The sequence below is a fragment of the Novosphingobium sp. BL-A-41-Hi4A-0G genome (genome assembly GCF_055521735.1).
In genome coordinates this window covers 1,431,403-1,458,250 of sequence record NZ_CM145501.1, presented here as the reverse complement: position 1 = coordinate 1,458,250, position 26,848 = coordinate 1,431,403, and the positions used below count along the sequence as shown (strand labels likewise).

The window sequence follows — 26,848 nt, the reverse complement described above, 5'->3', positions numbered from 1 at the left end:
ACAGAAATGCAAGTGGGCTTGGGAAAAGCCTACTTTTCCAGCAGCCTCGGCATGAGTTCCACGAAGTTGCACGGGCGGTTGCGGCTGTCGAGTTGTTCGTCGAGGATGCCGTCCCAGCCGTCCTTCACCGCGCCGTTCGATCCGGGCAGGGCGAAGATGTAGGTGCCGCGGGCGACGACAGCGCAGGCGCGGGACTGGATCGTGCTGGTGCCGATGGTCTTGAAGGAGAGCCAGCGGAACAGTTCGCCGAAGCCGGGGATCTCGCGGGTCTTTACCCGGTCGAGCGCTTCGGGGGTGACGTCGCGTCCCGTCAGGCCGGTGCCGCCGGTGATGACCACGGCATCGACCGTGCGGTCATCGATCCAGTTGTTGAGGCGGCTGACGATGCGGTCGGCATCGTCCTTTTCGATGGCGCGGGCGGCGAGCTTGTGGCCCTTGGCCTTGATGCGTTCGGCAAGGATATCGCCCGAGGTGTCCTCGGAGGGCCCACGCGTATCGGAAACGGTGAGCAGGGCGATGTTGATCGGCTTGAACTCGCGCGAAGTATCAATTGCCACGCGAGGCGATCCTTATGTTTTCTGCACCGGTCAGGCCGGGGAACTTCGGCCATAGGCCCTGGACGAGGCCGAGGCGGCTTTCGGACGGGCCACCAGCCTGCTTCTCATACATCCAGTAGTTGCGCATCACGATCGAAACGTAGCCGCGCGTTTCCCAGTAAGGGATCGATTCCATCCACAGCAGCGGGTCGTTGCCGCCGCGGATTTCGGTGTTCCAGCGCGCGATGGGCAGAGGTCCGGCATTGTACGCCGCCATGACCTTCGGCAGGAGGCCTTGCGTCGCATCGGAATCCCGCAGTTGCTGAAGGTATTGCTGGCCGAAAGCGAGGTTGACGTCGGGCAGGTCGAGCTGTCGATCGCGCCCTGCCATCAGTGGCTCTAAGCGGGCCATGTCCTTGGCAGTGCCGGGTCGGACCTGCATGAGTCCCTTCGCACCTGCAGGGCTGGTGACAGCAGTGCGGAAGTTCGATTCCTGCAGCGAGTGCGCAAAGAGCAGCGCTGGGTCGACCTTCCAGCCGGTTGCCGGGGTCCACTTCGGCGCCGGGAAGCGCGCGGCTTCATCCGGACGGGCGCCTGACGGGGCGTTGTAGGCCATCCACAGCTGGGTTGAGGGCAGACCGAGATCGCGGGCGAGGCGCGAGAGCGGGGCATACTGGCCGGGCGCGCCAATGCGGGCCTGATGGCGCAGCACTTCGTCGGCAAGGCCGTCCTCGCCAATCTCGGCAAGCTGCACGGCGGTGCGGATGTTGGGCACGTCGCGCAGCTGCTGCCAGTCAGCCAGCGAGAAATCGGGGGCGACCGGCGGCGCGCTTTCGCGCAGGCCGAGCGCTTCGGAGGCCATCATGCCGTAGAGCGTCTCGCGGAAGCGGGCGGCATTGCGCAGCGACGCGGATACCTTCTCGGGCTTGCGGCAGCGCAGCCACGCGCGGCTTGCCCAGTAATGCGCGGCAGAGGCCAGTTCGTCGTTCTGCGCCAAGCCTGCGGTCTTCTCGAACGCGTCGGCCGCCGCGACGCAATCGCCCAGGCGCCAGCTGGCAAGGCCCGCAGTCCAGTAGGCTTCGGAGACCCAAGGCCCCGTTCCTTCGGCGGCGGTCAGCGCGATGGCGCGTGCGGTGGCGTCGTCGTTCTCGATATAGAAGGCCCAGCCGATCTTCTGGCGCCATTCGGCCCGGGCGTCGGACGAGAGCGTGGCGTCGACGCCATCCAGCAGCACGCGGGCGCCGACGGGATCGTCGAACTTGATGCGGTCCTGAATTGCAGCGGCGACGCTGGCGGGCATCGTGCCGTCATCGATCGAGCGGGGACGGATACGCTTCGAGACGTTGGGCAGAGCCATGAGGCGCTGCGCTTGCGGCAGGCTGGGTAGCTCGGTTGCGCCGCGCTTGAGGGCGAGACGGCCAAGCTGTTCAGCCCATGGCAGGTCTGGCGCCTTGTTCAGGACGTCGGTGATCGGCGCGAGTTCGGCCTTGGGCGAAGTGGCCGCGAGAATGTATTGCGCGCGGGCAACCGTGTGCAGCGGTCCGTCTGTGCGCTGGGCGAAGAGGGCCTGCACTTGCGTCCAGTCCTCACGCTCGATCTCGGAAAACAGGCTCTTGTAGTAGCTCCGGTCATCCTGGCTGAGCAGCGAGGGTACGGCGGTGCGATCGGCGCGGCCGCGAAAATAGTCGACCGCTGCGCTGTTCGCCTGCGCGGGCACAGCCGAGAGCGCTGCAACCGAAGTCGCAAAAGCCAGCAGCGTGTACTTGGTGGCGTGAGCCAGCTTCAAATCGTTTCGGTCCCCGTCCATTCGAGCCAGCGGCTCCACAAACCTGCCTTGAGGGCAGGGCGTTGCAGCATGGCTTCGAGATCCCACGCCGGCAGCGCAGGGAGTGGTGGCCCTTCTTGATTAATTGCCCGTAAACTTTGAGCCAAATTCGGCGGGTCGTGGCCGAGAAGCGCTGAAATGCCGGATCCGCCCAGGATCAGCAGCCGCCTAGGCCGCGCGAGAGCGATGTGATGCAGCAGCACCTCGCCCAGCCCGGCGGCGCGCAGGGTCTCCCAATCGGGCATCGGCAGGTGGGCTGGAAGGGCGGAGGCGAGGTAAGTCTGCGCCCGGTCTATGCCCATCGCGCCGAGCATCGCATCAAGCAACTTGCCTGCGCGTCCCGTCAGCAGAGCATCGCCATCGTCAGCCGAGGGCATCGGTACGAGGATCATCAGCGAAGCATTGGCAGGCCCTGTGGGCACCAGACGCTTGAGGCCTGCAGGCGCGAGGGCGGGTTCGGTGAGCCACCAGTCGGCAAATGCGGCAAGGTCCTGCGGCCATCCGCTGCGATCCGCGACTTTCACGATGACCGGCGAATCGCTGCGTTCTGCGGCGAGTTCGCGCAAGGGTTTCATCGGTGCAGGGGCGGGGGGAGGGGACTCCTGCCGGGCCTGTGCCAGCCAATCCTGCGGATCATCTATGAATGCGTGATCGACGCCGGCATCGCGCCACCACGCCAGCGCTGCCGTAAGGGCAGGGCCCATGTCAGTGCCGAGGCCAGTGTCATGCATGTTGGCGCTATCAGGCAACCTGTGCTTCCTCGCAGTCCGATTTGTGGTCTTGACCTTGCCGGTAGGCTCTTTCAAGGCACAATGCGAATTCAAACGCGCAATTGGCATAAAGTCGGGAGTTATCGGGGCATGAGCGAACGGGAATCGATGCCGTATGACGTCGTTATCGTCGGCGGCGGACCTGCGGGGCTGGCGGCCTCGATCCGGTTGAAGCAGGTCAACCCGGAAATCTCGGTCTGCGTGCTCGAAAAGGGCTCGGAGATCGGCGCGCACATTCTCTCGGGCGCGGTCGTCGATCCCAAGGCGCTGGACGAGCTGCTGCCCGAATGGCGCACGCAGGGCTGCCCGATGGCCGAAGTGCCGGTGACGGACAACTGGCACTGGGTCCTGTCGAAGAAGGGCAAGATGTCCGTCCCGCACTGGCCGATGCCTCCGTTCATGTCGAACGAGGGCAACTACACCGGCAGCCTTGGCAACTTGTGCCGCTGGCTTTCCGAGCAGGCGATGGAACTGGGCGTCGAGATCTTCCCCGGCTTCCCGGCAGCGGAAGTGCTGTTCGATGAGAACGGCGCGGTGATGGGCGTTGCCACCGGCGACATGGGCATTGCCAAGGACGGCTCCAAGAAGCCCGACTACCAGCCCGGCATGGAACTCCACGCCAAGTACACGCTGTTTGCCGAAGGCGCGCGCGGGCACCTGACCAAGCGGCTTAAGGCGCACTTCGATCTCGAGCGCGATTGCCAGCCGCAGGTCTATGGCATCGGCATCAAGGAACTGTGGGACATCGATCCCGAAAAGCACGTTCCGGGCCGCGTGATCCACACGCAAGGCTGGCCGCTTTCGGAATCGAATTCGTGGGGCGGCGGGTTCCTCTACCACCAGGCCAACAACCAGGTGGCACTGGGCTTCGTCACCGCGCTCGATTACGCCAACCCCTATGTCTATCCGTTCGAGGAATTCCAGCGCTGGAAGCAGCATCCGGAAATCCGCGCGATTCTGGAAGGCGGCCGCCGCGTGTCCTACGGCGCGCGTGCGATCAACGAGGGTGGCTGGCAGTCGGTGCCGCGCCTGTCGTTCCCCGGTGGCGCGCTGATCGGCTGCTCGGCGGGCTTCGTCAACGTGCCGCGCATCAAGGGCAGCCACACCGCGATGAAGAGCGGGATGCTGGCGGCGGAGTCGATCGCGGCGGCCATCGCTGCGGGCCGCGAGAAGGACGACATGGTCGAGTATGACTCGGCCGTCCGTGAAAGCTGGATCGCCAAGGAGCTCAAGAAGGTCCAGAACGCGCAGCCGCTGGTCGCCAAGTTCGGCGGCGAGCTGGGCACGGTGCTGGCGGGCGCGGACATGTGGCTGCGCACAATCGGCGGCTTCGGCATCTGGAAGCCGATGAAGCACCACAAGGACGCCGAGGCCACGCAGCGCGCCGACCTGTTCAAGCCGATCGCGTACCCCAAGCCCGATGGCGTGATCACCTTCGACCGTCTGACCAGCGTCTCGTTCTCCTACACCAACCACGAGGAAGACCAGCCGAGCCATCTCGTGCTGAAGGACCCGACGGTGCCGACGCGGATCAACCTGCCGCTCTACGCAGGGCCTGAGCAGCGCTATTGCCCGGCGGGGGTCTATGAGTACGTGGGCGTGGAAGAAGGCAACCCGCGCCTCCAGATCAACGCGCAGAACTGTGTCCACTGCAAGACCTGCGATATCAAGGACATGACCCAGAACATCGAATGGGTGACTCCCGAAGGTGGCGGCGGGCCGAACTATCCGAATATGTAACTTGAACGGGCAACGATATCAGGAGGCGCCGGGGCTTGCTCCGGCGCTTCTTCCGTTTCAGGGAAGGGTATGACCTTGCGAGAGACAGCCTACGCCAAGATCAACCTTGCGCTGCATGTGCGGCGGCGACGTGATGACGGGTATCATGAGCTGGAGACGCTGTTTGCCTTCGTGGATGCGGGGGATGAGCTGAGCGTTTCGCCAGCGTCGGCGGACTCGCTGCGCGTTGTCGGCGAGTTCGGTGGGGCGTTGGACGATCCGTTTGGGAACATCGTGGCCAAGGCCTTGCAATCCTTGCCGCATGGGCCGGGCTGGGCGGTGACGCTGGAGAAGAACCTGCCGGTGGCGGCGGGGCTTGGCGGTGGGTCGGCGGATGCCGGGGCGATCTTCCGGATGGTTCGGGACAGCCATGGTTTGCCGGAGGATTGGCATGCACGTGCAGCAGAGCTTGGTGCCGATGTTCCGGCTTGCGTCGAGAGCGTGGCCTGCATCGGGCGGGGGACCGGGACCGAACTTGAGCCGATTGCCAACGATCTGGCGGGAACCCCGGTGCTGCTGGTCAATCCGTGCATTCCACTGGCGACAGGGCCGGTGTTCAAGGCCTGGGACGGGGTCGATCGCGGGCCGATGGAGGGCGCCAACCTCAGGGAAATAGCGCTTTTCGGGCGCAACGACCTTGAAGCTCCGGCGCTGACGCTTGTGTCAGAAATAGGTGAAGTGCTGGAAGCTCTGGCGCAAACGGGTGCTTGGCTGACGCGTATGTCAGGTTCGGGGGCAACCTGTTTTGCCCTCTATGACAGCGTGGAGGAGCGTGATGCAGCGCAGGCGGCCATGCTTGCCGGGTGGTGGACTTTGGCTGGAGCGTTGCGGTGAGCGAGGCCTATCGGATCATTGGCAACCCGCGGTTCGGGGGCATTCTGGTCGTTTCCGATCATGCCTCGAACCTCGTTCCCGATGACATTGATCTGGGCATCGCGCCTGAATTGCTGAGCCAGCACATTGCGGTGGACATTGGCGTGGCCGAAGTGGGCGCGTTGATGGCACAGCGGCCGGGCATCGCGGCGTTTCAGGGCGGGGTGAGCCGGCTTGTGTGCGATTTCAACCGTGACGAGCATCTGCCGACCGTGGTGCCGATTGCGAGCGACGGGCACGCAATTCCCGGCAATGCGCTCGACCATGCAGGCCATGAGGCGCGACTGGCGCGCTTCTTCCGGCCCTATCACGATGCGCTGGCGGATCTTCTGGCGGACGTTCCGCAGTCACTTATCGTTTCATTGCATAGCTTTACGCCGCAACTGGCTTCGAGCGACGAGCCCCGGCCGTGGCACGTGGGCGTGCTTTACAACGAGGATGACCGGGCGGCGCGGATTGCCATTGCGCTGCTTGAGGCAGAGGGCCTGTGCGTAGGGGACCAGTTGCCTTATTCGGGCAGGCTGCTGAATGCGACGATGAACCGCCATGCCGAAGCCGATGGTCGGCCCTACCTCGGCATCGAGGTGCGTCAGGACTTGATCGGGCACCCGGACGGGCAGGCCGAGTGGGCCGAGCGGCTGGCGCGGATCGCCAATCAGGTTGCCGTTGCAATCAGCTAGGTTTTCCGGGCGTTTCGGGCGTCGGGATTACTGGCATAGTTGTAATTAATACTTTCGACAGCGGCCGATTCCGTGGGCTAGGGAACGATCCCAAGTCGCCCACAAAAACTGATTCCCTGACCGGAGTTCACACCATGCCCCCGTATCGTTCACGCACCACCACCCACGGCCGCAACATGGCCGGCGCGCGCGGATTGTGGCGCGCAACGGGGATGAAGGACGAGGATTTCGGCAAGCCGATCATCGCGGTGGTCAACTCGTTCACGCAGTTCGTGCCGGGCCATGTCCACCTCAAGGACCTTGGCCAGATGGTCGCGCGCGAGATCGAGGCTGCGGGCGGGGTCGCCAAGGAATTCAACACCATCGCGGTCGATGACGGCATCGCCATGGGCCACGACGGCATGCTCTATTCGCTGCCGAGCCGCGACCTGATCGCCGACAGCGTCGAGTACATGGTCAACGCGCACTGCGCCGACGCGATGGTCTGCATCTCCAACTGCGACAAGATCACGCCGGGCATGCTGATGGCGGCAATGCGGATCAACATTCCGGTGGTGTTCGTCTCAGGCGGGCCGATGGAAGCCGGCAAGGTGATTCTCAATGGCAAGGAGCACGCGCTCGATCTGGTAGACGCGATGGTTGCCGCTGCGGATGAGAAGTACACCGACGAGGAAGTGACCGCGATCGAGCGTTCGGCCTGTCCGACCTGCGGTTCTTGCTCGGGAATGTTCACCGCAAACTCGATGAACTGCCTGACCGAGGCACTGGGCCTGTCGCTTCCGGGCAATGGCTCGACTCTGGCAACCCATGCCGATCGCAAGCGCCTGTTCCTCGAAGCGGGGCGCCTCGCGGTGGATCTGTGCAAGCGCTATTACGAGGAGGACGATGCCAGCGTCCTGCCGCGCTCGATCGCCAGCTTCGATGCCTTCGAGAACGCGGTGTGCCTCGATATTGCAATGGGCGGGTCGACCAACACCGTGCTGCACCTGCTGGCCGCTGCGCACGAAGCGGGCGTGAACTTCACGATGTCCGACATCGACCGGCTGAGCCGCCGCGTGCCGTGCCTGTCCAAGGTCGCTCCGGCTAAGTCGGACGTGCACATGGAAGATGTCCACCGCGCGGGCGGGATCTATGCGATCCTTGGCGAGCTGGATCGTGCAGGTTTGATCCACACGCACCTGCCGACCGTGCACAGCCGCACGCTGGCCGAGGCGCTGGATCGCTGGGACATCAAGCGGACGACTTCGCCAAGCGTGCAGGAATTCTTCAAGGCGGCACCGGGCGGCGTGCCTACGCAGGTCGCGTTCTCGCAGGACCGACGCTGGAAGGAACTGGACCTCGACCGCGAGACCGGCGTGATCCGTTCGGCAGAGCACGCCTTCAGCAAGGACGGCGGGCTTGCCGTGCTTTACGGCAACATCGCGCGCGATGGCTGCATCGTGAAGACGGCAGGCGTGGACGACAAGATCCTCAAGTTCACCGGCCCAGCCAAGGTCTATGAAAGCCAGGATGCGGCGGTGACCGCGATCCTCACCGGGCAGGTCGTAGCCGGTGACGTGGTGGTGATCCGCTATGAAGGGCCCAAGGGCGGTCCGGGCATGCAGGAAATGCTCTATCCAACGAGCTACCTCAAGTCGAAGGGGCTGGGCGCAGCTTGCGCGCTGCTGACCGACGGGCGCTTCTCGGGCGGCACCTCGGGCCTGTCGATCGGCCATGCCTCGCCGGAAGCAGCCGAGGGGGGCGAGATCGGGCTGGTCGAGAACGGCGACGTGATCGAGATCGACATTCCCAATCGCACCATCCACCTCGCGGTGAGCGACGAGGAACTTTCACACCGTCGTGCGGCGCAGGACGCCAAGGGCTGGAAGCCTGCGCAGGAGCGTCCGCGCGTGGTTTCGACCGCGCTCAAGGCATACGCCGCGATGACCACCAGCGCGGCGCGTGGCGCGGTGCGCGATCTCAAGCAGCTTGGCATCGACTGATGCGAGCGGGCCTGCCAGCGTTGCTGTTTTGTGTGGCGCTGGCGGCCTGTTCGAAGGCCGAGGAAGCGCCCAAGGGCCGCGTGATCGATTGCGCGGTGGGAGGTTCGGCAAAGTTCCTGCCCGAATGCTTCGTCGAGGACTCGCGCGTGGGCGACAAGCGCTTCCTGACCGTGCGGCACAAGGCCGGGGGCTTCCGCCGGTTCGAGATGGTCGACGACGGGCGCGGCGTGGTATCGGCTGATGGTGCCGATGAGGCGACCGCGCAGTGGTCGTCGCAAGGCGTGCTCGAAGTTTCGGTGGCGGGGGACCGCTACCGCTTTCCGGCAAGGATGAAGGACGATGCCCCGCAGCCGTGACGCCGTGCTTTCGCAAGTCCTTACCGTGGCGCAGATGCGCGAGGCGGAGGAGGCGCTGATTGCGGCGGGCACGAGTGTCGACGCGCTGATGCAGGTGGCCGGGCGCGGCGCTGCCGAGTGGGTGCGGCGGATCGCGGGCGGCGGTTCGGTCACCGTGCTGTGCGGGCCGGGCAACAATGGTGGCGATGGCTGGGTCATCGCCGAATACCTTCGCGAACATGGCAATACGGTGCAGGTGGTCGAGGCGCGGGCGCCTGCGACCGATGCGGCACGCAATGCCAAGGCGTTGTATCGCGGCGCGATTGTCGGGGCGGATGGCGTGCCGTCGGGTGATGTCTTCGTCGATTGTCTGTTCGGCAGCGGGCTGACGCGGGCTCTGCCGGAGGACCTGTTCGGCCTGCTCTGCGCGCTGGCCGGGCGGCATCGGCATTGCATTGCGATAGACCTTCCGAGCGGCATCGAGAGCGACAGCGGCGCTGCGCTCAATGCTGGTCTTCCAGAGTGGACAATGACCGTGGCGCTGGGTGCGTGGAAGCATGCGCACTTTGCCATGTCCGCTTGTGTGTCGATGGGGGCGTTGAGGCTGGTCGATATCGGTGTGGCTGCCGTGCCGGGGGCGGCGCGGGTTTTGGCCAGACCGAGGGTGGCGGCACCTGCGGCCGATGCGCACAAGTACCGGCGCGGAATGCTGGGGATCGTGGCAGGAGAGATGCCCGGTGCAAGCCTGCTGGCGGCGACCGCTGCATTGAGGGCGGGGGCGGGGTACGTGAAGCTCGTCGCGCCGGATGCGCCCTCGAACGTTCCGCCGGAGTTGGTGGTGACCGGCGACGTTGCGGCAATGCTCGGCGATCCGCGCGTGGCTGCGTTGCTTGTGGGACCGGGGCTTGGGCGGTCCGATCAGGCGGCTCGGTTGCTGACGAGGGTGCTTCACGCAGGGCTGCCGAGTGTGATCGACGCCGATGCGCTGGTATTGCTGCGCCCGGCAATACTGGGATCGTCGCCGACCGTTCTGACGCCGCACGAGGGCGAGATGGCGGCGCTGGAGCGGGCGTTCGGGCTTTCTGGTGAAGGATTGCGGCGGGAGCGGGCGTTGGCTCTGGCCCGGGTTTCAGGCGCAGTGGTCGTGCTGAAGGGGCCGGATACGGTGATTGCCGCGCCCGATGGAAGCGCGGTCGTCGCCCCCCGCGCGTCTTCGTGGCTTTCGGTTGCGGGGACCGGGGACGTGCTGGCCGGGGCCATTGCCAGTCGGCTTGCCACGCATTGCCAAACCTTGGGCCAAACCTTGGGCCAAGACTTGGGGCAAGCCTTGCGCGCGGCGGAAGAAGGCCTATGGCTCCACGCCGAAGCGGCCCGCCTGTGCGGGGCTGCGTTTACGGCCGGTGAGCTGGCCCATGCCGTGCAAGCGGCGTTGAAGGAATGTCTTGAATGAGTGATGCCGGTCTGATCGTGCGCGTTGCCGCCAAGGGAGAAGGCGCGACCGCCGATGGCAGGTACGCCGCGCTGGCCGCTCCGGGCGACATGCTGCAGGCCGATGGCACGCTGGTGCATGGGCCGAACCATGTCGATCCGCCCTGCCGCCACTTCCCGGCCTGCGGCGGGTGCCAGTTGCAACACCTGTCAGAAAGTGCGCTGACCGATTACGTGTTCGACCGCGTGGTCGGTGCGGCCAAGGGGCAGGACATTGCCGAGGTTCCCGCCAAGCCTGCGCACGTTTCCCCGCCCCATTCGCGGCGCCGCGCCACGCTTCATGCGCAGGCGATCGGCAAGCGGGTGGTCATCGGCTTTCGCGAGCAGGGTTCGCACAAGATTGTCGACATGCGCGAATGCCATGTGCTCGCGCCGCCGCTGTTTGCGCTGGTCCAGCCGCTGCGTCGGCTGCTCGAAGGCTGGGGCGAGCGCAAGCTCAACGTCGATATCGAAATGGCGCTGGCAGATCAGGGCGTTTCGGTGAGCCTGAAGGGCATAGCGGCCGAAGGGCTCGCCAAAACCGAAGCCCTGCTCGATTTTGCTCGCGAAAACGGCCTGGCTCGGCTGACGCTCGATTCAGGCTATGGGCCTGAAGGTTTGTGGGAGCCTGAGCCGGTAACCGTGACGCTCGGGCAGACGCCGGTTTCGTTGCCGCCGGGGGCTTTCCTGCAAGCGACTCTTGATGGTGAGGCTGAACTGGTCGGCGCGTCGCGGGAGTGGCTGGCTGGAGCCGCGACGGTCGCGGACCTGTTTTCGGGCCTTGGCACGTTCGCTTTCGCACTGGCAGGGCCGCAGACCAAGGTACTGGCAGTCGAGGCTGCGCGCGATTCCTTCATGGCTTGTCAGGCTGCGGCGCGGATGAACGGGCGGCCGGTCCATGCGTTGCACCGCGATCTGTTCCGCAATCCGCTGCGAGTGGAGGAACTGGATCGTTTCGCAGGCGTCCTGCTCGATCCTCCGCGCGCCGGGGCACAGGAGCAGGTGGAGCAGATCGGGCTGAGCAAGGTAGCGCGCGTGGTTTACATCAGCTGCAACCCGGCGAGCTGGGCTCGCGATGCGGTGAAGCTGATCACGGGCGGCTACAGGCTGGCGGAGCTGCGGCCGGTTGGCCAGTTCCGCTGGTCGACGCATGTAGAACTGGCGAGCCTGTTTACGCGGGATTGAATCAGCGTTTGGTAACAACACCTTGCGCCCCCGCCTTCGCGGGGGCGCAAGGTGTCTGTATGCAGCGATCAGGCCGCGAAGACCACGCGAGCGGCGTGGTAGATCAACGCCATAAGTGCGACGCTCGACAGCGAGAACAGGATGAAGCGAACCATGACCTTGTTCACGGTCGCCTGTACCAGCGAGTGGATGACGCGCAGGCCGACATAGGCCCAGGCCACCGTTGCGCTCGTCCCGTTCCCCATGCCCGCGACGGCCAGCACAAGGCATACCGCGTAGAACAGCGTCGGCGCTTCGTGGAGGTGGTTGTAGTTGTGCGCCTTCCACTGGATGTTCGCCGGCAGGATATCGTCAAGCGTCTTCGACGGATCGCGGGCCAGGCTGTCAGGATCGAGCTTGGCGGCGTTCATCGCCGGGATGCGCGTGGCATACATCCACAGCCACATGACCATGGTCCACGCCATCAGGGCGACGGCGGGCTGCAGGATCTTGGCAATCGTCATGGCATTCTCCCCCTTCTTTTTTGAAACTCAGACCTGGCCAAGCGTGGCTCCCAGTGCCCGCAGCGCCAGCATCGTGAGGCACACCGTCGACAGCAGGAACAAGGTAAAGCGCACAGGCACACGGTTCACCGTGGACTGCCAGATCGAATGCACGATGCGCAGGCCGACATAGGACCACGCCAGCGCCACATCGAGACGGCCAGCCCCCATGATCGCAAGGATTATCACCGTGGCGTAGAACAGCGTCGGCTGTTCCATCAGGTGCGCGTAATTGTGTGCCTTCCAGTTGACCTCGTCAGGCAGCACACCGTCAAGGTCCTGTCCGCGCCCGCCAGGCTTGGCCCTGCCAAGTCCGCCCAGTTGCTTGAGTGCAGGCAGCCGGGTGCCCGCCATCCAGAAAAGCATTACGATCGACCACAGCACGAGCACGGCTGCGGGCGTCAGGATTTGCGCCATCATTTGAGATCTCCCCCGAGATTTTCGGGAGAGTGAAAGGTGTCTCTTGGATTGTCAATTGCAACTTATCGTCGCAGCGTGATCCGGCGGAAGTAGCCGTAGCGTCCCCGCAAGGTGCGCTGGCCAAGCTGGCGCTCGGCCGCGATCCGTGTTGCGAAGGTGGCAAGATCGGCACGGGGCGTGACGTGGAACCGCGCGAGCCAAGCGTGCATCAGCTGGGCAAGCGGACGCGGGAGGCCGTCAAAGTCGCCGAAATCCACGATGTGAATTGAACCGCCGGGGGCAAGCAGGCTGGCAGCATGTTCCAGGGTCTGCTGCCACTGCGGGATCATCGAGAGAGCATAGGAAATGACCACGCGATCGAACGAGGCCCTGCCGAACAGGGCAGCGGCATCGAAATCCGTCGCATCGCCGTGCGCAAGGGCGCAGCTGCCTGCGAGCCGCTTATGCGCGACAGTGAGCATCTCATCGGAAATGTCCAGGCCATACAGGTGCGCACCCGGCCATTGGCGGGCAATGCAGGCGAGGTTGCGTCCCGTTCCGCAGCCCACTTCCAGCACAGCCTTGCCCGGGGCCGCGTCCAAGCCTGCAATCAGGCCATCGCGTCCGAACAGGTAATACTTCCGGGTTGCGTCGTAGATGTGCTTCTGGTGGCGATAGACGGCATCCATCAGCGCACCATGTGCAGAGTGTGAGGCGGCAGAAGCCATTTTCAGGCCAGTTCGTAAAGGTGGACGCCGCCGTAGATCGACGAGCGATCCTGCGCCGTGCAATCCGTAGACAGGGCCTCGTCATAACGCCAACGGGAGAGCAGTGCCTCGTTCACGCGACCGGGCAAGAGGCTCGGTTCGGCGGCAGTGCGGAACAGGACGCGTGCGCCGGGACGGGCGGTTCGGGTGATCTGCGTCCACAGCGCATTCAACTGGTCGTCGGTCATCCAGTCCTGTGCATCGAGCAGGACATAACGATCGAGCGAGGCAGCGGGCTGGGCGGTGAGGTGCTCGGTCAGGTTGGCGTGGCGCACGTCAATGCGGTTTGCCCGCTCGCGCACGGTTTGCCAGTTAGCGGCTTGCAGATAGGGCGGCAGCGGGGAGCGGTCGCCTCGGCCATAACCACGTCCGAAGGCCTGCCAGGCAAAGTAGTTGTCCTCTACCGGAAAATCGCAGGCGAGCTTTTCCAGACGGCGGCGCAGGACTTCGGCCATCGGCTCGTTCCCGGCAAGGGCTTCGAACTGGGCAGGCGGGATGCCGAGGCCGAACAGCGAGGCGGGCTGGTCGGTCAGCCAGCGCACGAAGCGCTTGTCGAATACCGGAGCCATTTCGCGCTCGAACACTCGGCGCTGCTCGGCAATGTCGCGCGCGGCGAGGATCGCTGAAAGATCGATCTTGTAGAGGCGGGCGAGGAGGTGTGCGACGCCGATGAAGTTGCCGAGCAGCCCGCGCTTGTAGATGTTGCTGGTGAAGCCACTGATACGACGGCGGCCGGACAGGTCACGACCTTCCCAATAGCGGCGCGTCGTTTCGTCGAGGTGTGGCAGAACGTAGGTGCGATAGGCGGCGATGTTGGCGGCGCTGTCGGCTTCGGCAAAGAAGCGGCGGAAGTGCGCGTGATCGGGCAGGTGCTGTGCCGAGGCGAGCTTGAGCTTGTTGAGCGCTATGTGGGCGGTGTTGAGATCGACCGCCGTGATCGCTTCGGGATTTGCCGTGAGATAGGACAGGACGTTGCAGCCGCCGCTGGCGATGGCGATGATGCGGCTGTCGGGCCGGATCTGCAGCGCCGTCATATCGACGTCGGGGTCTTCCCAGATCTGCGCATAGACAAGACCACGGAACGCGAGCGCAAAGGCATGGTCGAGCACGCGGTTGGCCATGCCGGAGCCCCGGCGGACAACGGAGCGTGTGATCGGATGGGAACGGGCACGTTCCAGCATTGGCAAGATCCCCGAAGAAGACTGTTCGGGAGTGCGGCTAGAACGTGACCATTGCGTCTGTGTGGCAGTTGACCGCGGATTGTCCGCAAGCTGTAAGACGCGCGCTCAACCCTCTGAAATCACCGCAGCAAAGGCTGCAGGATCGACATTGCCGCCCGACAGGATCACTGCAGTGTCGCCGTCAGTGGCAACCTTTCCGGCAAGAATTGCGGCCAGTCCTGCCGCGCCGCCCGGTTCCACTACCAGCCGCAATTTGGCAAAAGCATAGCGTTGCGCAGCACGAACTTCGGCCTCGGAAACGCTGAGGCCCTGCAAGCCGCGCGATGCCATGACGGCAAAGTTGATGGGAAAGGTCGCAGGCGTCTGCAGGGCATCGCAGGCAGTCTTGGGCGCATCGGCGGCCACCCGCTGGATTGCGCCCGATGCAAGGCTGCGAGCCACATCGTCCCAGCCTTCGGGTTCTATCGGCACGATCCGCGCGTCGGGCAGCGCCAGTGCGAGGCCCGACGCGAGTCCGCCGCCGCCGCATGGGGTGACGACGCGGGTGGGCGGGCTACCGGCAAGGCATTCCATCTGCGCTGCCAGTTCGATGCCGGTGCTGCCCTGTCCTTCGATCACCCACGGATCGCCATAGGCGTGAACGAGCGTTGCGCCGCTTGCGGACGTCAGACGAAGGGCCACTTCGTCGCGGTCCTCTCCCCCGGGCCGATCGTATAGTACCACTTCGGCACCCAGCGCACGGGTCGCGGCAAGCTTCACCGCAGGCGCGTCGTTCGGCATGACGATCTTCGCGGCTATGCCCAGCCTGCGCGCCGCCCAGGCGACTCCTTGCGCATGATTGCCGCTCGATACCGCGACCACGCCTCGGGCCCGCTCGTCTTCGTCAAGGTCGGTCAGGCGGTGCCAGGCTCCGCGAATCTTGAAGGCGCCAACGGGCTGCAGGCTTTCGGCCTTGCACCAGACCATCGCGCCATTGGGCAGTTCCAGCGGGAGAACGGGTGTTTGCGGCAGCAACTGTGCGATCTTGTCTGCCGCGCGCAGCACGCCTTCCCGTGTAGGCAGGCGCTTGGCGACAGAAGGACTTGGGTTTGTCATGCCACTACTCTAAAGGCGCTGCCCATGAATGTCCTGCGCAGCATCGCAGCGGGGCGCAAAAAGACACTTGGAGTTATCATGGCAAAAGTTCTCGTCATCGGCGCAGGCGGCGTCGGCTCGGTCGCAGTCCACAAGATGGCGATGAATTCCGACATCTTCACCGGCATTGCGCTCGCAAGCCGCACCAAGTCCAAGTGCGACGCGATTGCCGCTTCGGTGAAGGAGCGCACCGGCGTTGCTATCGACACCTACCAGATCGACGCGGACGATGTGGCTGCGACGACCGCGCTGATCAACGAGGTCAAGCCGGTCCTCGTGGTCAACCTCGCGCTGCCCTATCAGGACCTCAACATCATGGATGCCTGCCTTGCCGCGGGCGTCAACTACATGGACACTGCAAACTACGAGCCGATCGACGAGGCCAAGTTCGAATATTCGTGGCAGTGGGCCTATCAGGACAAGTTCAAGGAAGCAGGCCTGATGGCGCTGCTGGGCTCGGGCTTCGATCCGGGCGTGACCAGCGTCTTCGCCACCTGGCTGAAGAAGCACAAGCTCGACACGATCCGCACACTCGACATTCTCGATTGCAACGGCGGCGATCATGGCCAGCACTTTGCCACCAACTTCAACCCGGAAATCAACATCCGCGAAGTGACTGCGCCTGCGCGCCATTACCTGAACGGTGAGTGGGTGGAGACGCCCGCGCTGACCATCCGCCAGCAGTTCGACTTCGAGGAAGTCGGCCCGAAGAACATTTACCTGATGTACCACGAGGAACTCGAAAGCCTCGCGCATCACCTGCCCGAGATCGAGCGCATCCGTTTCTGGATGACCTTCGGCGACGCCTATATCACGCACCTCACCGTGCTGCAGAACGTGGGCATGACCCGGATCGACCCGGTGATCTACAACGGACAGGAAATCATCCCCCTGCAGTTCCTGAAAGCCGTGCTGCCGGAGCCGGCCTCGCTTGGTCCCACGACCAAGGGCAAGACCAACATCGGCGACATTGCGACCGGCCTGAAGGATGGGGAAGAGAAGACCTTCTACATCTACAACATCTGTGACCACGAGGACGCCTATCGCGAGACCGGCAACCAGGCGGTGAGCTACACCACCGGTGTGCCCGCCATGATCGGCGCAGCGATGATGGTACAGGGCATCTGGTCGGGCGAGGGCGTGTTCAACATGGAACAGTTCGATCCCGATCCCTACATGGACATGCTGAACAAGCACGGGTTGCCGTGGCAGGTGAAGGAACTGGCGGGGCCGCTGGCGTTTTGATCTTTCTGTTTCACGCAGAGACGCGGAGAAGAGAATAGAGACGCGGAGGGGGCCGTGCTTTCGATTGACGAGTTGTGCTCGATCGTCCTTGCGGAGGCTATTGCCATTCACAGGGAGCTTGGCCCCGGATTGTATGAAGCCGTCTATGAATCCGTGTTGACGGGGCGGTTGCGGCAGCAGGGGATCAAGGTCGAGCGGCAGGTGCAGGTGAAAGCCATCTTCGATGGAGTTACATACGATCCCGCGTTCAAGATCGACATGCTGATAGACGAAAGATTGGTGCTTGAGATCAAGGCTGTGGAGCAATTGAGCAAGGCTCACGCGAAGCAGTTGCTGACTTATCTGAGATTGCTGAAGCAGCCCGTCGGGCTGCTTCTCAATTTCTCCGAGGCTACCCTGAAGGACGGCATCCGAAGAGTGGTCAACGATTACAAACCTGACTAACTCTCTGCGCCTCTTCTTCTTTCTCCGCGTCTCTGCGTGAACCAAACGAGGTATCAATATGGAAACCAGAGCGGGCGATCCGGACGCTTTTGTGCAGTTTGATCTTGGGCGGGTGGATAGCCCTGCCTTTGTCGTCGATTCTGCAAAGCTGCGAGCCAATCTGGCGGTGCTGGCCGACGTGCGGGACCGGGCCGGGATCAAGGTGCTGGCGGCCCTCAAGGCGTTTTCGATGTGGAAGGTCGCGCCGATTGTCGGGGAGTATCTCGACGGGGTTTGCACGTCCGGCTTGTGGGAAGCCAAGCTGGCAGCCGGGCACTATTCGGGCGAGATCGCGACCTATTGTGCGGCTTACAAGGCGCAGGATCTGCCTGAAATCCTGCGGCTTTCCGACCATGTGATCTTCAATTCTCCGGGACAGCATTCGCGGTTTGCCGGTGAGATTGCGGCGGCGCGGGCTGCGGGCGAGGCGTTCGACATCGGCCTCCGTATCAACCCGCTCCATGCCGAGGGCGAGGTGCCGCGCTATGACCCTTGCGCGCCGCATTCGCGTCTCGGGTTTCCGGTGGACCAACTAACGGCGGAGCATCTCGACGGTGTTTCAGGCTTGCACTTCCATACGCTGTGCGAGCAGGACTTCGAGCCGCTCCAGCGCACCTGGCAAGCACTCGAAGCCCACATCGCTCCGTACTTCGGGCAGCTCAAGTGGCTGAATTTCGGCGGCGGCCATCACATCACCCGCGCCGATTACCAGCGCGATGATCTGGTGGCGTTCCTGCGCGACGTGAAGGCGCGCACCGGCTGCGAGATCTATCTGGAGCCGGGCGAGGCCGTGGCGCTGGACGCGGGCATTCTGGTGGGCACCGTGCTCGATACGCACTGGAACGGCATGCAGCTTGGCATCACCGATATCTCCGCGACATGCCACATGCCCGACGTGATTGAGGCGCCCTATCGCCCGGCCATGCTGGGCGAGCAGCCGATCGACGAGTACGAGGACGGCGGGGAGGGCGAGGCTCCGGTCCGTCTGGGCGGCCCTTCGTGCCTGGCAGGGGACGTCATCGGCGATTATCGCAAGCCGGGGCTGGCCGAGCCGGGCACACGCTTTGCCTTCCTCGATCAGGCGCATTACTCGATGGTCAAGACGACGACCTTCAACGGCGTGCCGCTGCCTTCGATCTGGCTGTGGGACAGCGAGAGCGACCGCCTCGAGAAGGTGAAGGGTTTCACTTACGAGGACTTCCGCGACCGTCTTTCCTGATGCATGCTGCCTGCTGACAAAGATGTAGGCGGGAGAGTGCAATGGCGGGGGAAGTGCTCGATGGGATGACCAGCGATCCGGTGCGCATGGGCTGGATGGAAGGCAACCCGCCGCCTGCCGACCGCCTGCTGCTCGCCTCGCGCGCGGATCACATGCGTTTTCCGATGATCCGCTGGTCCTACTCCAACATGCGCCAGTTCGTGCCCTCGCGCCGGGTTGCGGCATCGGGGCAGGGCGTGCCGTTCGAGCGGGATCTGCGCGATGATCTTGGGCAGGTTTCGTTCGTGCCGCTGAATGCGGATGCGCCCGTCACGCTCGAGCAATCGCTGACGCAGGCCTTTACCGACGGCATCCTCGTCCTCCATCGCGGCAAGGTGGTGTTCGAGCGCTGGTTCGGCGTGACCCGGCCGGAGACGCGGCACATTGCGTTCTCGGTCACCAAGAGCTTCGTCGGCACGATTGCCGAAATGCTTGTCGAGGAGGGCAGGCTGGACCCGGCTGCGCTGGCGTCGGACTACCTGCCGGAACTGATCGGCAGCGGCTTTGGCGACGCGACCGTGCGGCAGGTGCTCGACATGACCACGGCGCTCGATTTCTCGGAGGACTATGCCGATCCCAACTCGGGTATCGGTGCTTACAGTGCCGCTCTGGGCCTGACGCCGAGGCCGGATGACTATGCAGGGCCGATCGACTTGTGCTCGTACCTGCCGACCATCGGCAAGGCTGGGAAGCATGGTGTGGGCTTCACCTACCGTACGCCGAACACAGAGGTTCTGGCGTGGATGATCTCGCGGATCGAGGGCAAGCATTTCGCCGATGTGCTGAGCGAACGGCTGTGGCAGCCGCTGGGCATGCTGGGCGATGCCGATCTGATCGTGGATCAGGCAGGCACCGCCTTTGCTGGTGGCGGCCTGAACCTGCGGCTTGAGGACTTGGCGCGCTTTGGCGAGGCGATGCGGCTGGGCGGGCTTGGCGTCATTCCCGAGAGCGTGGCGCAGCGCGCAACCCACGGCGGGGACCCCGCGCATTTCGACCGCAATCGCTATCCGCAACTGCCCGGCTGGAGCTATGGCAGCCAGTGGTGGATCAGCAACAACAACCGCGGTTGCTTCTCCGGCAGGGGCATCCACGGGCAGACCGTTTGGGTCGATCCGGCGGCTGAAATGACCGTTGCACGATTCGCATCGCATCCCACGGCGGCTAACGGCGCAAACGACCCGCTTTCCTTGCCCGCGTGGGCTGCACTTGCCGATGCACTAAAGTGCTGAAATCTTTGAGACCCTTTGGAATTGTTTCATTTTCCTGACAGTTGTTTTGACCGGCGTTATTTTCACTTGAGATTCAGACACAGGGCCTTATTACCCCCCTCTCGCTGCCCCATGGGGACTTCCAAACCGCAAGGCAGCTTCGTTCAACGTTCCGTTTGGGGGTCCCTTGAGTTGCACCATCATCCTGACGCACTGGCTGTAGTTCGCGCCTCCGCGCCTGAACAACCCGCCATTTTGAACCGTCCGCACGCCGCAGCGCGCGCTGCCCGATTCTTCGTCGAGAAGTTTCCGGGCAAGTCGCTCTATGCGGTGAAAGCGAATCCGTCGGCAGACCTGATCCGCATCCTGTGGGATTCGGGCGTTACGCATTACGACGTCGCCTCGATCGCTGAAGTCCGTCTGGTGCGCGAAACGCTGCCTGAGGCGGTGCTGTGCTTCATGCACCCGGTGAAGGCACCGTCAGCGATCCGCGAAGCCTATCACACCTATGGCGTGCGCGTGTTCAGCCTCGATTCGATCGAGGAGCTGGAGAAGATCAAGGCGGCAACAGCCGACGCCGATGGTAACGTGCCCGAAGACCTGACGCTGTGTGTGCGCCTGCGGGTCTCGTCGGAGTATTCGGAGCTGAGCCTCGCGTCGAAGTTCGGCTGCGATCTGGCGAATGCAGCAGAACTGCTTCAGGCGACCCGTCAGGTGGCAGACTCGCTCGGCGTTTGCTTCCACGTCGGCAGCCAGTCGATGAGCCCGCACGCCTATGTCCAGGCGCTCGAGCGCGTGCGTGCCGCCATCGTCGATGCTTCGGTCCTCGTCGACATCATCGATGTGGGTGGCGGCTTCCCGTCGATCTACCCAGGCATGGAACCGCCGCCGCTCGAAGACTACTTCGGCGTGATCGATCGCACCTATGAATCGCTGCCGGTATCGTACTCGGCCGAACTGTGGTGCGAGCCGGGCCGGGCTCTGTGCGCGGAATACAACTCGATGATCGTGCGCGTCGAACGCCGCCGCGGGACCGAGCTGTACATCAACGACGGTGCCTATGGCGCGCTGTTCGATGCGGCCCACGTTGGCTGGCGCTTCCCGGTGCGCGTGCTGCGTGACGAGGTGGCCAACGACGTCGAGACCGAGATCGAGCTGGAGCCGTTCAGCTTCTACGGCCCGACCTGCGACGACATGGACCACATGGAAGGCCCGTTCGAACTGCCGGTGGACGTGAAGGTGGGTGACTACATCGAGATCGGCATGCTCGGCGCCTATGGCGCGGCGATGAAGACCGCGTTCAACGGCTTTGGCGCTACTGAAGTGTTCGAAGTCTCGGACGAACCGATGGCAAGCCAGTACCGTGGCGACCGCCGCGATCCGCGCGTTTCGGACAACGTGGTTTCGCTGCGCTGATTTTTGCTGCGGCTGACTGAATTGGAGAAGGCCCTGCCGGAAGGTGGGGCCTTTCTCGTAGGGCTTTTAGAATCCCACGAACCGTGCCGCCTCGTTCACACTCTTGCGGGTGCTGATGACGGCGTTGGCGGGGAAGTCCGGGTCGGGCCATCCGAGAGCTACGGCCTTCATGATTACCTGATCGTCAGGGATGCCGGCGTGTTCGCGCACGACCGGAGATTGCATGATTCCTTGCGAGTTGATCACGCAGCCAAGCCCGCGCGACCATGCCGCGTTGACGAGTGCAGTTGTTACGGCGCCGCAGTCGAATGCCGTGTCGTCGCTGCCAGCGAGCTCGCGGTCATAGGTCACGATTACGCAGACCGGGGCGTCGAACTGGCGGAAGCCGCGCAGGACCCAGTCCTGACGGGCAGGCGCGTCGTCGCGGGCGATGCCCATGGCGCCGAACAGCTGCTTGGCGACTTCAACCTGCCGCTCGCGGTGGACCCCGCCAAACGGCTCGCCTCGCCGGAACTCGCGGCTGTCGGGTTCGCCCGCAAGGATGCGCTCGGTGTTGCCCCTGCGGATGCGGTCGAGCGGTTCGCCGGTGATGACGTGGAAGTGCCAGGGCTGCGTGTTCATCGAGGTCGGCGAGCGGATGGCGAGGATCAGAACCTCCTCGATCAGCGCACGCGGGACGGGCTTATCCAGATAGCCACGGATCGAGCGGCGACCAAGGACCACTTCGTCGTACGTCTGCGCAGGCATGAACTCTCCCGGATTTAACTGTCCGGTTAAGATTAGCGTCCGTTCTGGGAAAGGCAACGCCGACGCCAACGAAAAGCCCTCCCGGATCAGGGGAGGGCTCTTTGGTTGGCGGCAACGGGTCTTACGCCGCCTTGCGCAGTTCCAGTTCCATGCGCTGCCAGATTTCCACCAGCGCCTCGGTCAACTCGTCCATCATCGGTTGGGTGTGCGAGGGGCCGGGAGTGAAGCGCAGACGCTCTGTGCCGCGCGGCACGGTCGGGAAGTTGATCGGCTGCACATAGACGCCGTACTCGGCGAGCAGAATGTCGGCGATCTTCTTGGCGCGGACCGGGTCGCCCACCATCAGCGGCACGATGTGCGTGGTCGAGGGCATGACCGGCAGGCCTGCGTCAGCGAAAGCCTTCTTCAGGTAGGTGGCCGCCGCCTGCTGGCCTTCGCGCTCCTCGCTCGATCCCTTGAGGTGACGGACCGAGGCGAGCACGCCTGCGACCAGCACCGGCGAGAGCGAGGTGGTGAAGATGAACCCGGGGGCGTAGGAGCGGATCACGTCGATGATCTTGCGATCGGCCGCGATGTAGCCGCCCATGACGCCGAACGCCTTGCCCAGCGTACCCTCGATGATGTCGATGCGGTGCGCCGCTTCGTCACGATCGGTGATGCCACCGCCGCGCGGGCCGTACATGCCGACCGCGTGAACCTCGTCGATGTAGGTCAGCGCGTTGTACTTCTCGGCAAGGTCGCAGAAGGCGTGGATCGGGGCGACGTCGCCGTCCATCGAATAGACGCTTTCGAACGCGATCAGCTTCGGCACGTTCGGATCGGTCTCGGCGAGCAGTTCTTCAAGATGCTCGACGTCGTTGTGGCGGAACACCTTCTTTTCCGCGCCCGAATTGCGGATGCCCGCAATCATCGAGGCGTGGTTCAGCTCGTCCGAAAAGATCACGCAGCCGGGCAGGATCTTGGCGAGCGTGGACAGCGTGGCGTCGTTGGAGACGTAACCGCTGGTGAACAGGAGCGCGCCTTCCTTGCCGTGCAGGTCGGCCAGCTCTTCCTCAAGCTGGATATGGTAGTGCGTGTTGCCGCCGATGTTGCGCGTGCCGCCCGAGCCCGCGCCGACGTTGTGCAGCGCCTCTTCCATGGCGGCGATGACCTTGGGGTGCTGGCCCATCGCAAGGTAATCGTTCGAGCACCACACCGTGATCGGCTTGGGCCCGTTGTGTCCGGCAAAGCAGCGCGCGTTGGGGTAGGCCCCCTTGTTGCGCAGGATGTCGATGAAAACGCGGTAGCGGCCTTCGGAGTGCAAGCGCTCGATGGCAGAATCGAAAACCTGATCGTAATTCACCCCGCCGCTCCTTCCTGCAACAAGGACGTTTCCGTCCTTGGGAGCCCGATCCCGTTGGGCCCTCCGGCGAATGGGCGGCTTCTACGCCTGTTGTTTTCGCTTTGCCAGCAGGATTTGGGGTAACTGCCCGAAAGTCGGAGCTATTCGGCCTTTCGGGCAGGAATGAGTTCGGGGGCGGGGGTCAGGCCGTTCTTCGGCGCGTTGAAGATGGTCCAGTCGACATCGTGCGATGGCAGGATCACGAGGTCCTTGTGCTGCTCTTTCAAGGCCTTCAGGCCCTTCAGCCAGCCGATCACGGCAGGCCGGTCTTCAGGTGCCATCCAGTCCGCCAGCAGGCGGGAGCGCGGCGTCGGGATCTCGGCATTGGCCGAGAGCGAAGCGGTGTCGCCTGCAAAGATGTACTCGCGGCCCGATGCCAGCCGCACGTAGATCATCTCCGAAGCCGGCGTGTGCCCCGGCGTCTGGATCAGCACGACGCCGGGCGCCACGGCCTCGATCGGCTTGAGCTCGCGCGGTTCGCTGATCAGCCGGGCATTCTCGCGCCACAGCGAGTTGATATTGCCGAGCATTCCCGGCGTGATCACGGCCTTGTCGACGATCTCCTCGAAACGCGGATGATCGAGGAAAGACCCGACGTGGTCGATGTGGGCGTGTGTCAGCAGGATCAGTTCCGCCTGGTCCATCCAGCGATCGACCAGCTTGCGGGCATTGTCGTCATAGTGCCGGAAGCCCATCGCCAGCGCATCTGTGCGCGACAGGCCCGGATCGATCACGATCCCGCCGCCCGGCGTTGTCAGCTTCCACGCGAAGACCCCGGATGTCACGGTCCGCAAACCGGTCCCCGCCGCGAGCGCCGCACCGGGAACATAGCGCGTGGCGACGGGCGCGAAGGTGATCGCGGTCGGCTTGTCGCCCGGAATCGCTTCCGCTGCCTGCCTCAGCACGGCCAGATCGAACTTTCGCGCCGGAACGTTCGAGGGACCGGCATTCACCAGCAGCCAGTAGTAGGCAAGACCCAGCACCAGCAGCAGGACGATCAAGACCTTGGAAAAGCGACTCACGCGAAGGCCCCCGTTACCATCTCCACCGTTAGCATCTTCATCGTCAGAATACCTCTACCCGGTCCAGCCTGTGCTCGGCCAGTGCCGGTCGCAACTGGTCGATCTCCGCGCCCCCACGGGTGAAAAGTGCAAGGTCGGGCTGCTCGCGCCGCCTGGGCTGGCCTTGCGTGAGGTGGGCGATGCGCCGGGCGATCCCGTCCGACCCGTCGATGAAGGCGACGCCCGGACCAAACGCCTTGGCCAGTTCGTCCTGGACCAGCGGAAAGTGGGTGCAGGCAAGGACCACAGTGTCGATACGCTCGCCGCCGGGCATGTCACGCAGGGCCTGTGCCGCGCGGGCATAGACGGCAGGGTCCACCGCTTCGCCGCGCAGCTTGGCCTCGGCGGCGGCGACGAGTTCGGGCGCGCCGTGGCGGAGCAGGGTCTTGCCCGATGCGAACTCGGCCTCGAGCCGGTCGACGTAGCTCTGCCGGATCGTCGCAGCCGTGCCGAGGAGGCCGATCACACCGGTCCTGGTCATTGCAGCGGCAGGCTTGATTGCCGGAACCGTGCCGACGATTGGCACTTCGAGCACTTCGCGCACGGATGCCAGCGCAATGGTCGAGGCGGTGTTGCAGGCGATGCAGACGAGGCGCGGGCGCAGTCGTTCGGTCAGTCGTCCCAGTAGCCCGGAAACACGCGCCGCGATCTGGGCCTCGGTCTTTTCGCCATAGGGAAGCCCGGCATTGTCGGCGACATAGATCACCGGCGCCTGCGGCAGCACTGCGCGCACCTTGCACAGGACCGAAAGTCCGCCCACGCCCGAATCGAACAGCAGAAGCGGGGCGGCAGGATCGGACGGGTGGCTGTCGGTCATTGCCGGTGCTTGTATCGGGAATGGCAGCAAAATGGGAAGTGGCCTCTTTCGCTTTTGTGCCGTGTGAGGATATGAGCGTTCTGTGGAAACGCTATTGCCCCTGCTCGTCGGCTATCTGCTCGGCTCCGTGCCCTTCGGCCTGATCCTAACCCGGTTGACCGGAGGAGGCGATCTGCGTGCGATCGGTTCGGGCAACATCGGCGCAACCAATGTCCTGCGCACCGGCAAGAAGGGCGTCGCTGCGGCCACGCTGCTGTTGGACATGGGCAAGGGAATCGCGGCCGTGCTGATCGCCCGGCACTTCTGGCCCTCGGCTGAGCCGCTTGCTGCGCTCGCCGCGGTGCTCGGCCACTGCTTCCCGGTCTGGCTCAGGTTCAAGGGCGGGAAGGGCGTTGCCACGATGATGGGGATCTCGCTCGGCCTCGCCTGGCCCATCGGCCTTGCCTACGCGGTCGTCTGGCTGGGTGTGCTGTTCGCCAGCCGTATCTCGTCGCTGGGCGGCATGAGTGCCGCCGTCGCGGCTCCGATTGCCGCGCTTCTGCTGGGTTACACCGCCTACGTGCCGGTTCTCGCTCTCCTCGCCCTCTTGGTCGTTTTCCTCCATCGCGAGAACATCGGCCGTCTGCGCGCCGGGACCGAACCCAGGGTCGGCAGCAAGAAGTGAGCGAGGCGGCGCAGGCCACGCTTTCGCGGGGGGAGGCTTTCGCCCGTATCCGGCTGCTGCGCTCGCCCAACATCGGCCCGGTCAGCTACAATCAGTTGCTGCGACGCTTCGGCACGGCGGAGGCAGCGCTCGAAGCACTGCCTGATCTCGCCGCCCGAGGCGGTGCGCCCTATCGCCCTGCGACGGTCGAGCGGATCGAGAGCGAGATTGCCGCAGTCCGCAAGGCTGGCGCGCGCTATCTGTTTCATGACGGACCGGACTATCCGGCGCTCCTTGCCGCGCTGGAAAGCCCGCCGCCGATCCTGACCGTGCGGGGCGACGTCAGCCTGCTGTCGCGGCCTTCGGTAGCGGTGGTGGGTGCCCGCAATGCTTCGGCAGCGGCGGTGAAGCTCTCGCGCGATTTCGCGACGGCGCTGAGCGCCAGGGGCTATGCGGTCATTTCCGGTCTGGCGCGTGGGATCGATGCAGCCGCCCATCGCGGTGCATTGGCGGGCATGGCTGAGGGCGGAGGCACAGTAGGCGTGATCGCCAGCGGCATCGACATCAGCTACCCGCCCGAGAATGCCGAGCTGCAGGAGCAGGTGGCTTGCGAAGGCCTGCTCATCGCCGAAATGCCACCGGGCACAGAACCGCTCGCCCGCCACTTCCCGCATCGCAACCGCATCATTGCAGGTCTGGCGACCGGGACTCTGGTGGTAGAGGCCGCGCCCAAGTCAGGCTCGCTGATCACTGCGCGGCTTGCCGCTGAGGCAGGGCGCGAGGTTATGGCCATTCCCGGCTCCCCGCTCGACAGTCGCTCGCACGGCTGCAACCAGCTGATCCGCGACGGGGCGATCCTCGTGCAGTCGCCTGAGGACGTGATCGAACTGCTGCTCGGCTTCGAAGGCCAGCCCCGGTCCAGCTTCCGCGAGGGCCAGCATTCCTGGGCACCGGAGATCGAGGAAAACCCGGCGGACATTGCCGGATTGCTCACGCTTGCGCCGATCGGCGTCGACGAACTGATCCGGCAAAGCGGTGCGAGCGCGGGTGCGGTGCAGATGGCCTTGCTGGAGATGGAACTTGCAGGGCACTTGCAGCGTCATGCAGGAGGGCGCGTCAGCCTCCAATCCTGAA

26 protein-coding genes are annotated in these 26,848 nt (G+C 64.4%); 14 read left to right on the top strand and 12 right to left on the bottom strand.

The window, feature by feature from the left end; genetic code table 11:
- Positions 1–29: 29 nt before the first annotated feature.
- From moaB to ACZ1JX_RS07145, 3 genes are read right to left on the bottom strand one after another with little or no spacing between them, the layout of a single operon-like run.
- A complete protein-coding gene (gene moaB / locus ACZ1JX_RS07155) occupies positions 30–557 on the bottom strand; it encodes a molybdenum cofactor biosynthesis protein B (protein ID WP_465126060.1) in 528 nt (175 codons plus the stop codon).
- A complete protein-coding gene (locus ACZ1JX_RS07150) occupies positions 547–2,343 on the bottom strand; it encodes a lytic transglycosylase domain-containing protein (protein ID WP_465126059.1) in 1,797 nt (598 codons plus the stop codon). Before ACZ1JX_RS07150 ends, moaB begins: the two co-directional genes overlap by 11 nt.
- Complete coding sequence (locus tag ACZ1JX_RS07145) at positions 2,319–3,092, bottom strand: uracil-DNA glycosylase family protein (RefSeq protein WP_465126058.1); 774 nt, start codon at positions 3,090–3,092, stop codon at positions 2,319–2,321. The genes ACZ1JX_RS07150 and ACZ1JX_RS07145 overlap by 25 nt, the downstream gene beginning before the upstream one ends.
- A 129-nt stretch (positions 3,093–3,221) precedes the next feature.
- Here ACZ1JX_RS07145 and ACZ1JX_RS07140 point away from each other — a divergent pair, with 129 nt between their 5' ends.
- The 7 genes from ACZ1JX_RS07140 to ACZ1JX_RS07110 all read left to right on the top strand — a co-directional run bounded on the left by ACZ1JX_RS07140 (position 3,222) and on the right by ACZ1JX_RS07110 (position 11,432).
- Positions 3,222–4,871 carry an electron transfer flavoprotein-ubiquinone oxidoreductase gene (locus tag ACZ1JX_RS07140; RefSeq protein WP_465126057.1) on the top strand — a complete coding sequence of 550 codons (1,650 nt, stop codon included), beginning with the start codon at positions 3,222–3,224 and terminating at the stop codon, positions 4,869–4,871.
- 69 nt (positions 4,872–4,940) lie between these two features.
- On the top strand, positions 4,941–5,744 hold the full coding sequence (locus ACZ1JX_RS07135) for a 4-(cytidine 5'-diphospho)-2-C-methyl-D-erythritol kinase (RefSeq protein ID WP_465126056.1): 804 nt from the start codon (positions 4,941–4,943) through the stop codon (positions 5,742–5,744).
- The gene (locus ACZ1JX_RS07130) at positions 5,741–6,463 is read left to right on the top strand and encodes an N-formylglutamate amidohydrolase (RefSeq protein ID WP_465126055.1); all 723 of its coding nucleotides are present in this window, start codon (positions 5,741–5,743) and stop codon (positions 6,461–6,463) included. The genes ACZ1JX_RS07135 and ACZ1JX_RS07130 overlap by 4 nt, the downstream gene beginning before the upstream one ends.
- 134 nt (positions 6,464–6,597) lie before the next feature.
- Positions 6,598–8,445, top strand: a complete 1,848-nt coding sequence (gene ilvD, locus ACZ1JX_RS07125; RefSeq protein ID WP_465126054.1) for a dihydroxy-acid dehydratase — start codon at positions 6,598–6,600, stop codon at positions 8,443–8,445.
- Positions 8,445–8,801 (top strand): hypothetical protein, encoded by a 357-nt coding sequence (locus tag ACZ1JX_RS07120; protein ID WP_465126053.1) that lies wholly within the window; start codon positions 8,445–8,447, stop codon positions 8,799–8,801. The genes ilvD and ACZ1JX_RS07120 overlap by 1 nt, the downstream gene beginning before the upstream one ends.
- On the top strand, positions 8,785–10,230 hold the full coding sequence (locus tag ACZ1JX_RS07115; RefSeq protein WP_465126052.1) for an NAD(P)H-hydrate epimerase: 1,446 nt from the start codon (positions 8,785–8,787) through the stop codon (positions 10,228–10,230). The genes ACZ1JX_RS07120 and ACZ1JX_RS07115 overlap by 17 nt, the downstream gene beginning before the upstream one ends.
- Complete coding sequence (locus ACZ1JX_RS07110) at positions 10,227–11,432, top strand: class I SAM-dependent RNA methyltransferase (protein WP_465126051.1); 1,206 nt, start codon at positions 10,227–10,229, stop codon at positions 11,430–11,432. Before ACZ1JX_RS07115 ends, ACZ1JX_RS07110 begins: the two co-directional genes overlap by 4 nt.
- Positions 11,433–11,500: 68 nt before the next feature.
- Here ACZ1JX_RS07110 and ACZ1JX_RS07105 read toward each other — a convergent pair whose 3' ends face one another.
- From ACZ1JX_RS07105 to ACZ1JX_RS07085, 5 genes are all read right to left on the bottom strand, one after another.
- The gene (locus ACZ1JX_RS07105) at positions 11,501–11,935 is read right to left on the bottom strand and encodes an MAPEG family protein (protein ID WP_465126050.1); all 435 of its coding nucleotides are present in this window, start codon (positions 11,933–11,935) and stop codon (positions 11,501–11,503) included.
- 27 nt (positions 11,936–11,962) lie between these two features.
- Complete coding sequence (locus tag ACZ1JX_RS07100; RefSeq protein WP_465126049.1) at positions 11,963–12,394, bottom strand: MAPEG family protein; 432 nt, start codon at positions 12,392–12,394, stop codon at positions 11,963–11,965.
- 62 nt (positions 12,395–12,456) lie between these two features.
- The gene (locus tag ACZ1JX_RS07095) at positions 12,457–13,101 is read right to left on the bottom strand and encodes a class I SAM-dependent methyltransferase (protein WP_465126048.1); all 645 of its coding nucleotides are present in this window, start codon (positions 13,099–13,101) and stop codon (positions 12,457–12,459) included.
- A gap of 2 nt (positions 13,102–13,103) precedes the next feature.
- The gene (locus ACZ1JX_RS07090; protein ID WP_465126047.1) at positions 13,104–14,261 is read right to left on the bottom strand and encodes a BtaA family protein; all 1,158 of its coding nucleotides are present in this window, start codon (positions 14,259–14,261) and stop codon (positions 13,104–13,106) included.
- Positions 14,262–14,426: 165 nt separating this feature from the next.
- Positions 14,427–15,416 carry a threonine ammonia-lyase gene (locus ACZ1JX_RS07085; RefSeq protein WP_465126046.1) on the bottom strand — a complete coding sequence of 330 codons (990 nt, stop codon included), beginning with the start codon at positions 15,414–15,416 and terminating at the stop codon, positions 14,427–14,429.
- Positions 15,417–15,494: 78 nt separating this feature from the next.
- Between ACZ1JX_RS07085 and ACZ1JX_RS07080 the strand changes: the two genes are divergently transcribed.
- From ACZ1JX_RS07080 to ACZ1JX_RS07060, 5 genes are all read left to right on the top strand, one after another.
- Positions 15,495–16,700 carry a saccharopine dehydrogenase family protein gene (locus tag ACZ1JX_RS07080; RefSeq protein ID WP_465126045.1) on the top strand — a complete coding sequence of 402 codons (1,206 nt, stop codon included), beginning with the start codon at positions 15,495–15,497 and terminating at the stop codon, positions 16,698–16,700.
- Between the two features lie 54 nt (positions 16,701–16,754).
- Positions 16,755–17,144: a GxxExxY protein gene (locus tag ACZ1JX_RS07075; RefSeq protein ID WP_465126044.1), complete on the top strand. Its 390-nt coding sequence runs from the start codon at positions 16,755–16,757 to the stop codon at positions 17,142–17,144.
- A gap of 58 nt (positions 17,145–17,202) precedes the next feature.
- A complete protein-coding gene (locus ACZ1JX_RS07070; protein WP_465126043.1) occupies positions 17,203–18,402 on the top strand; it encodes a carboxynorspermidine decarboxylase in 1,200 nt (399 codons plus the stop codon).
- 41 nt (positions 18,403–18,443) lie between these two features.
- Complete coding sequence (locus ACZ1JX_RS07065; protein ID WP_465126042.1) at positions 18,444–19,670, top strand: serine hydrolase domain-containing protein; 1,227 nt, start codon at positions 18,444–18,446, stop codon at positions 19,668–19,670.
- Between the two features lie 171 nt (positions 19,671–19,841).
- A complete protein-coding gene (locus tag ACZ1JX_RS07060; protein ID WP_465126041.1) occupies positions 19,842–21,065 on the top strand; it encodes a type III PLP-dependent enzyme in 1,224 nt (407 codons plus the stop codon).
- Between the two features lie 66 nt (positions 21,066–21,131).
- Here the strand turns inward: ACZ1JX_RS07060 and ACZ1JX_RS07055 are convergent, their stop codons facing one another.
- The 4 genes from ACZ1JX_RS07055 to murI form a co-directional block, all read right to left on the bottom strand.
- Positions 21,132–21,812 carry a nitroreductase gene (locus ACZ1JX_RS07055; RefSeq protein ID WP_465126040.1) on the bottom strand — a complete coding sequence of 227 codons (681 nt, stop codon included), beginning with the start codon at positions 21,810–21,812 and terminating at the stop codon, positions 21,132–21,134.
- A 121-nt stretch (positions 21,813–21,933) separates the two neighbouring features.
- Positions 21,934–23,154, bottom strand: coding sequence for a 5-aminolevulinate synthase (hemA, locus tag ACZ1JX_RS07050; protein WP_465126039.1), 1,221 nt, complete (start codon positions 23,152–23,154; stop codon positions 21,934–21,936).
- Between the two features lie 140 nt (positions 23,155–23,294).
- The gene (locus ACZ1JX_RS07045; protein WP_465126038.1) at positions 23,295–24,215 is read right to left on the bottom strand and encodes an MBL fold metallo-hydrolase; all 921 of its coding nucleotides are present in this window, start codon (positions 24,213–24,215) and stop codon (positions 23,295–23,297) included.
- A gap of 43 nt (positions 24,216–24,258) precedes the next feature.
- Complete coding sequence (gene murI, locus ACZ1JX_RS07040; RefSeq protein WP_465126037.1) at positions 24,259–25,071, bottom strand: glutamate racemase; 813 nt, start codon at positions 25,069–25,071, stop codon at positions 24,259–24,261.
- Positions 25,072–25,153: 82 nt separating this feature from the next.
- On the opposite strand from murI, the gene plsY reads away from it, so the two are divergent.
- Both plsY and dprA read left to right on the top strand, forming a co-directional pair.
- Positions 25,154–25,735 (top strand): glycerol-3-phosphate 1-O-acyltransferase PlsY, encoded by a 582-nt coding sequence (gene plsY / locus ACZ1JX_RS07035; protein ID WP_465126036.1) that lies wholly within the window; start codon positions 25,154–25,156, stop codon positions 25,733–25,735.
- The gene (gene dprA / locus ACZ1JX_RS07030; RefSeq protein WP_465126035.1) at positions 25,732–26,847 is read left to right on the top strand and encodes a DNA-processing protein DprA; all 1,116 of its coding nucleotides are present in this window, start codon (positions 25,732–25,734) and stop codon (positions 26,845–26,847) included. Before plsY ends, dprA begins: the two co-directional genes overlap by 4 nt.
- Position 26,848 lies beyond the last annotated feature (1 nt).

What these genes read in the sequence shown, in the direction of transcription:
- ACZ1JX_RS07115 (WP_465126052.1), top strand. Translation starts at nt 8,785, where the DNA reads ATGCCCCGCAGCCGTGACGCCGTGCTTTCGCAAGTCCTTACCGTGGCG.
- ilvD (WP_465126054.1), top strand. Translation starts at nt 6,598, where the DNA reads ATGCCCCCGTATCGTTCACGCACCACCACCCACGGCCGCAACATGGCC.
- ACZ1JX_RS07065 (WP_465126042.1), top strand. Translation starts at nt 18,444, where the DNA reads ATGGCGGGGGAAGTGCTCGATGGGATGACCAGCGATCCGGTGCGCATG.
- ACZ1JX_RS07140 (WP_465126057.1), top strand. Translation starts at nt 3,222, where the DNA reads ATGAGCGAACGGGAATCGATGCCGTATGACGTCGTTATCGTCGGCGGC.
- ACZ1JX_RS07100 (WP_465126049.1), bottom strand. Translation starts at nt 12,394, where the DNA reads ATGATGGCGCAAATCCTGACGCCCGCAGCCGTGCTCGTGCTGTGGTCG.
- ACZ1JX_RS07055 (WP_465126040.1), bottom strand. Translation starts at nt 21,812, where the DNA reads ATGCCTGCGCAGACGTACGACGAAGTGGTCCTTGGTCGCCGCTCGATC.
- ACZ1JX_RS07070 (WP_465126043.1), top strand. Translation starts at nt 17,203, where the DNA reads ATGGAAACCAGAGCGGGCGATCCGGACGCTTTTGTGCAGTTTGATCTT.
- ACZ1JX_RS07085 (WP_465126046.1), bottom strand. Translation starts at nt 15,416, where the DNA reads ATGACAAACCCAAGTCCTTCTGTCGCCAAGCGCCTGCCTACACGGGAA.
- ACZ1JX_RS07090 (WP_465126047.1), bottom strand. Translation starts at nt 14,261, where the DNA reads ATGGCCAACCGCGTGCTCGACCATGCCTTTGCGCTCGCGTTCCGTGGT.
- ACZ1JX_RS07135 (WP_465126056.1), top strand. Translation starts at nt 4,941, where the DNA reads ATGACCTTGCGAGAGACAGCCTACGCCAAGATCAACCTTGCGCTGCAT.
- ACZ1JX_RS07150 (WP_465126059.1), bottom strand. Translation starts at nt 2,343, where the DNA reads ATGGACGGGGACCGAAACGATTTGAAGCTGGCTCACGCCACCAAGTAC.
- ACZ1JX_RS07110 (WP_465126051.1), top strand. Translation starts at nt 10,227, where the DNA reads ATGAGTGATGCCGGTCTGATCGTGCGCGTTGCCGCCAAGGGAGAAGGC.
- murI (WP_465126037.1), bottom strand. Translation starts at nt 25,071, where the DNA reads ATGACCGACAGCCACCCGTCCGATCCTGCCGCCCCGCTTCTGCTGTTC.
- ACZ1JX_RS07120 (WP_465126053.1), top strand. Translation starts at nt 8,445, where the DNA reads ATGCGAGCGGGCCTGCCAGCGTTGCTGTTTTGTGTGGCGCTGGCGGCC.
- ACZ1JX_RS07095 (WP_465126048.1), bottom strand. Translation starts at nt 13,101, where the DNA reads ATGGCTTCTGCCGCCTCACACTCTGCACATGGTGCGCTGATGGATGCC.
- ACZ1JX_RS07080 (WP_465126045.1), top strand. Translation starts at nt 15,495, where the DNA reads ATGGCAAAAGTTCTCGTCATCGGCGCAGGCGGCGTCGGCTCGGTCGCA.
- ACZ1JX_RS07145 (WP_465126058.1), bottom strand. Translation starts at nt 3,092, where the DNA reads ATGCATGACACTGGCCTCGGCACTGACATGGGCCCTGCCCTTACGGCA.
- ACZ1JX_RS07105 (WP_465126050.1), bottom strand. Translation starts at nt 11,935, where the DNA reads ATGACGATTGCCAAGATCCTGCAGCCCGCCGTCGCCCTGATGGCGTGG.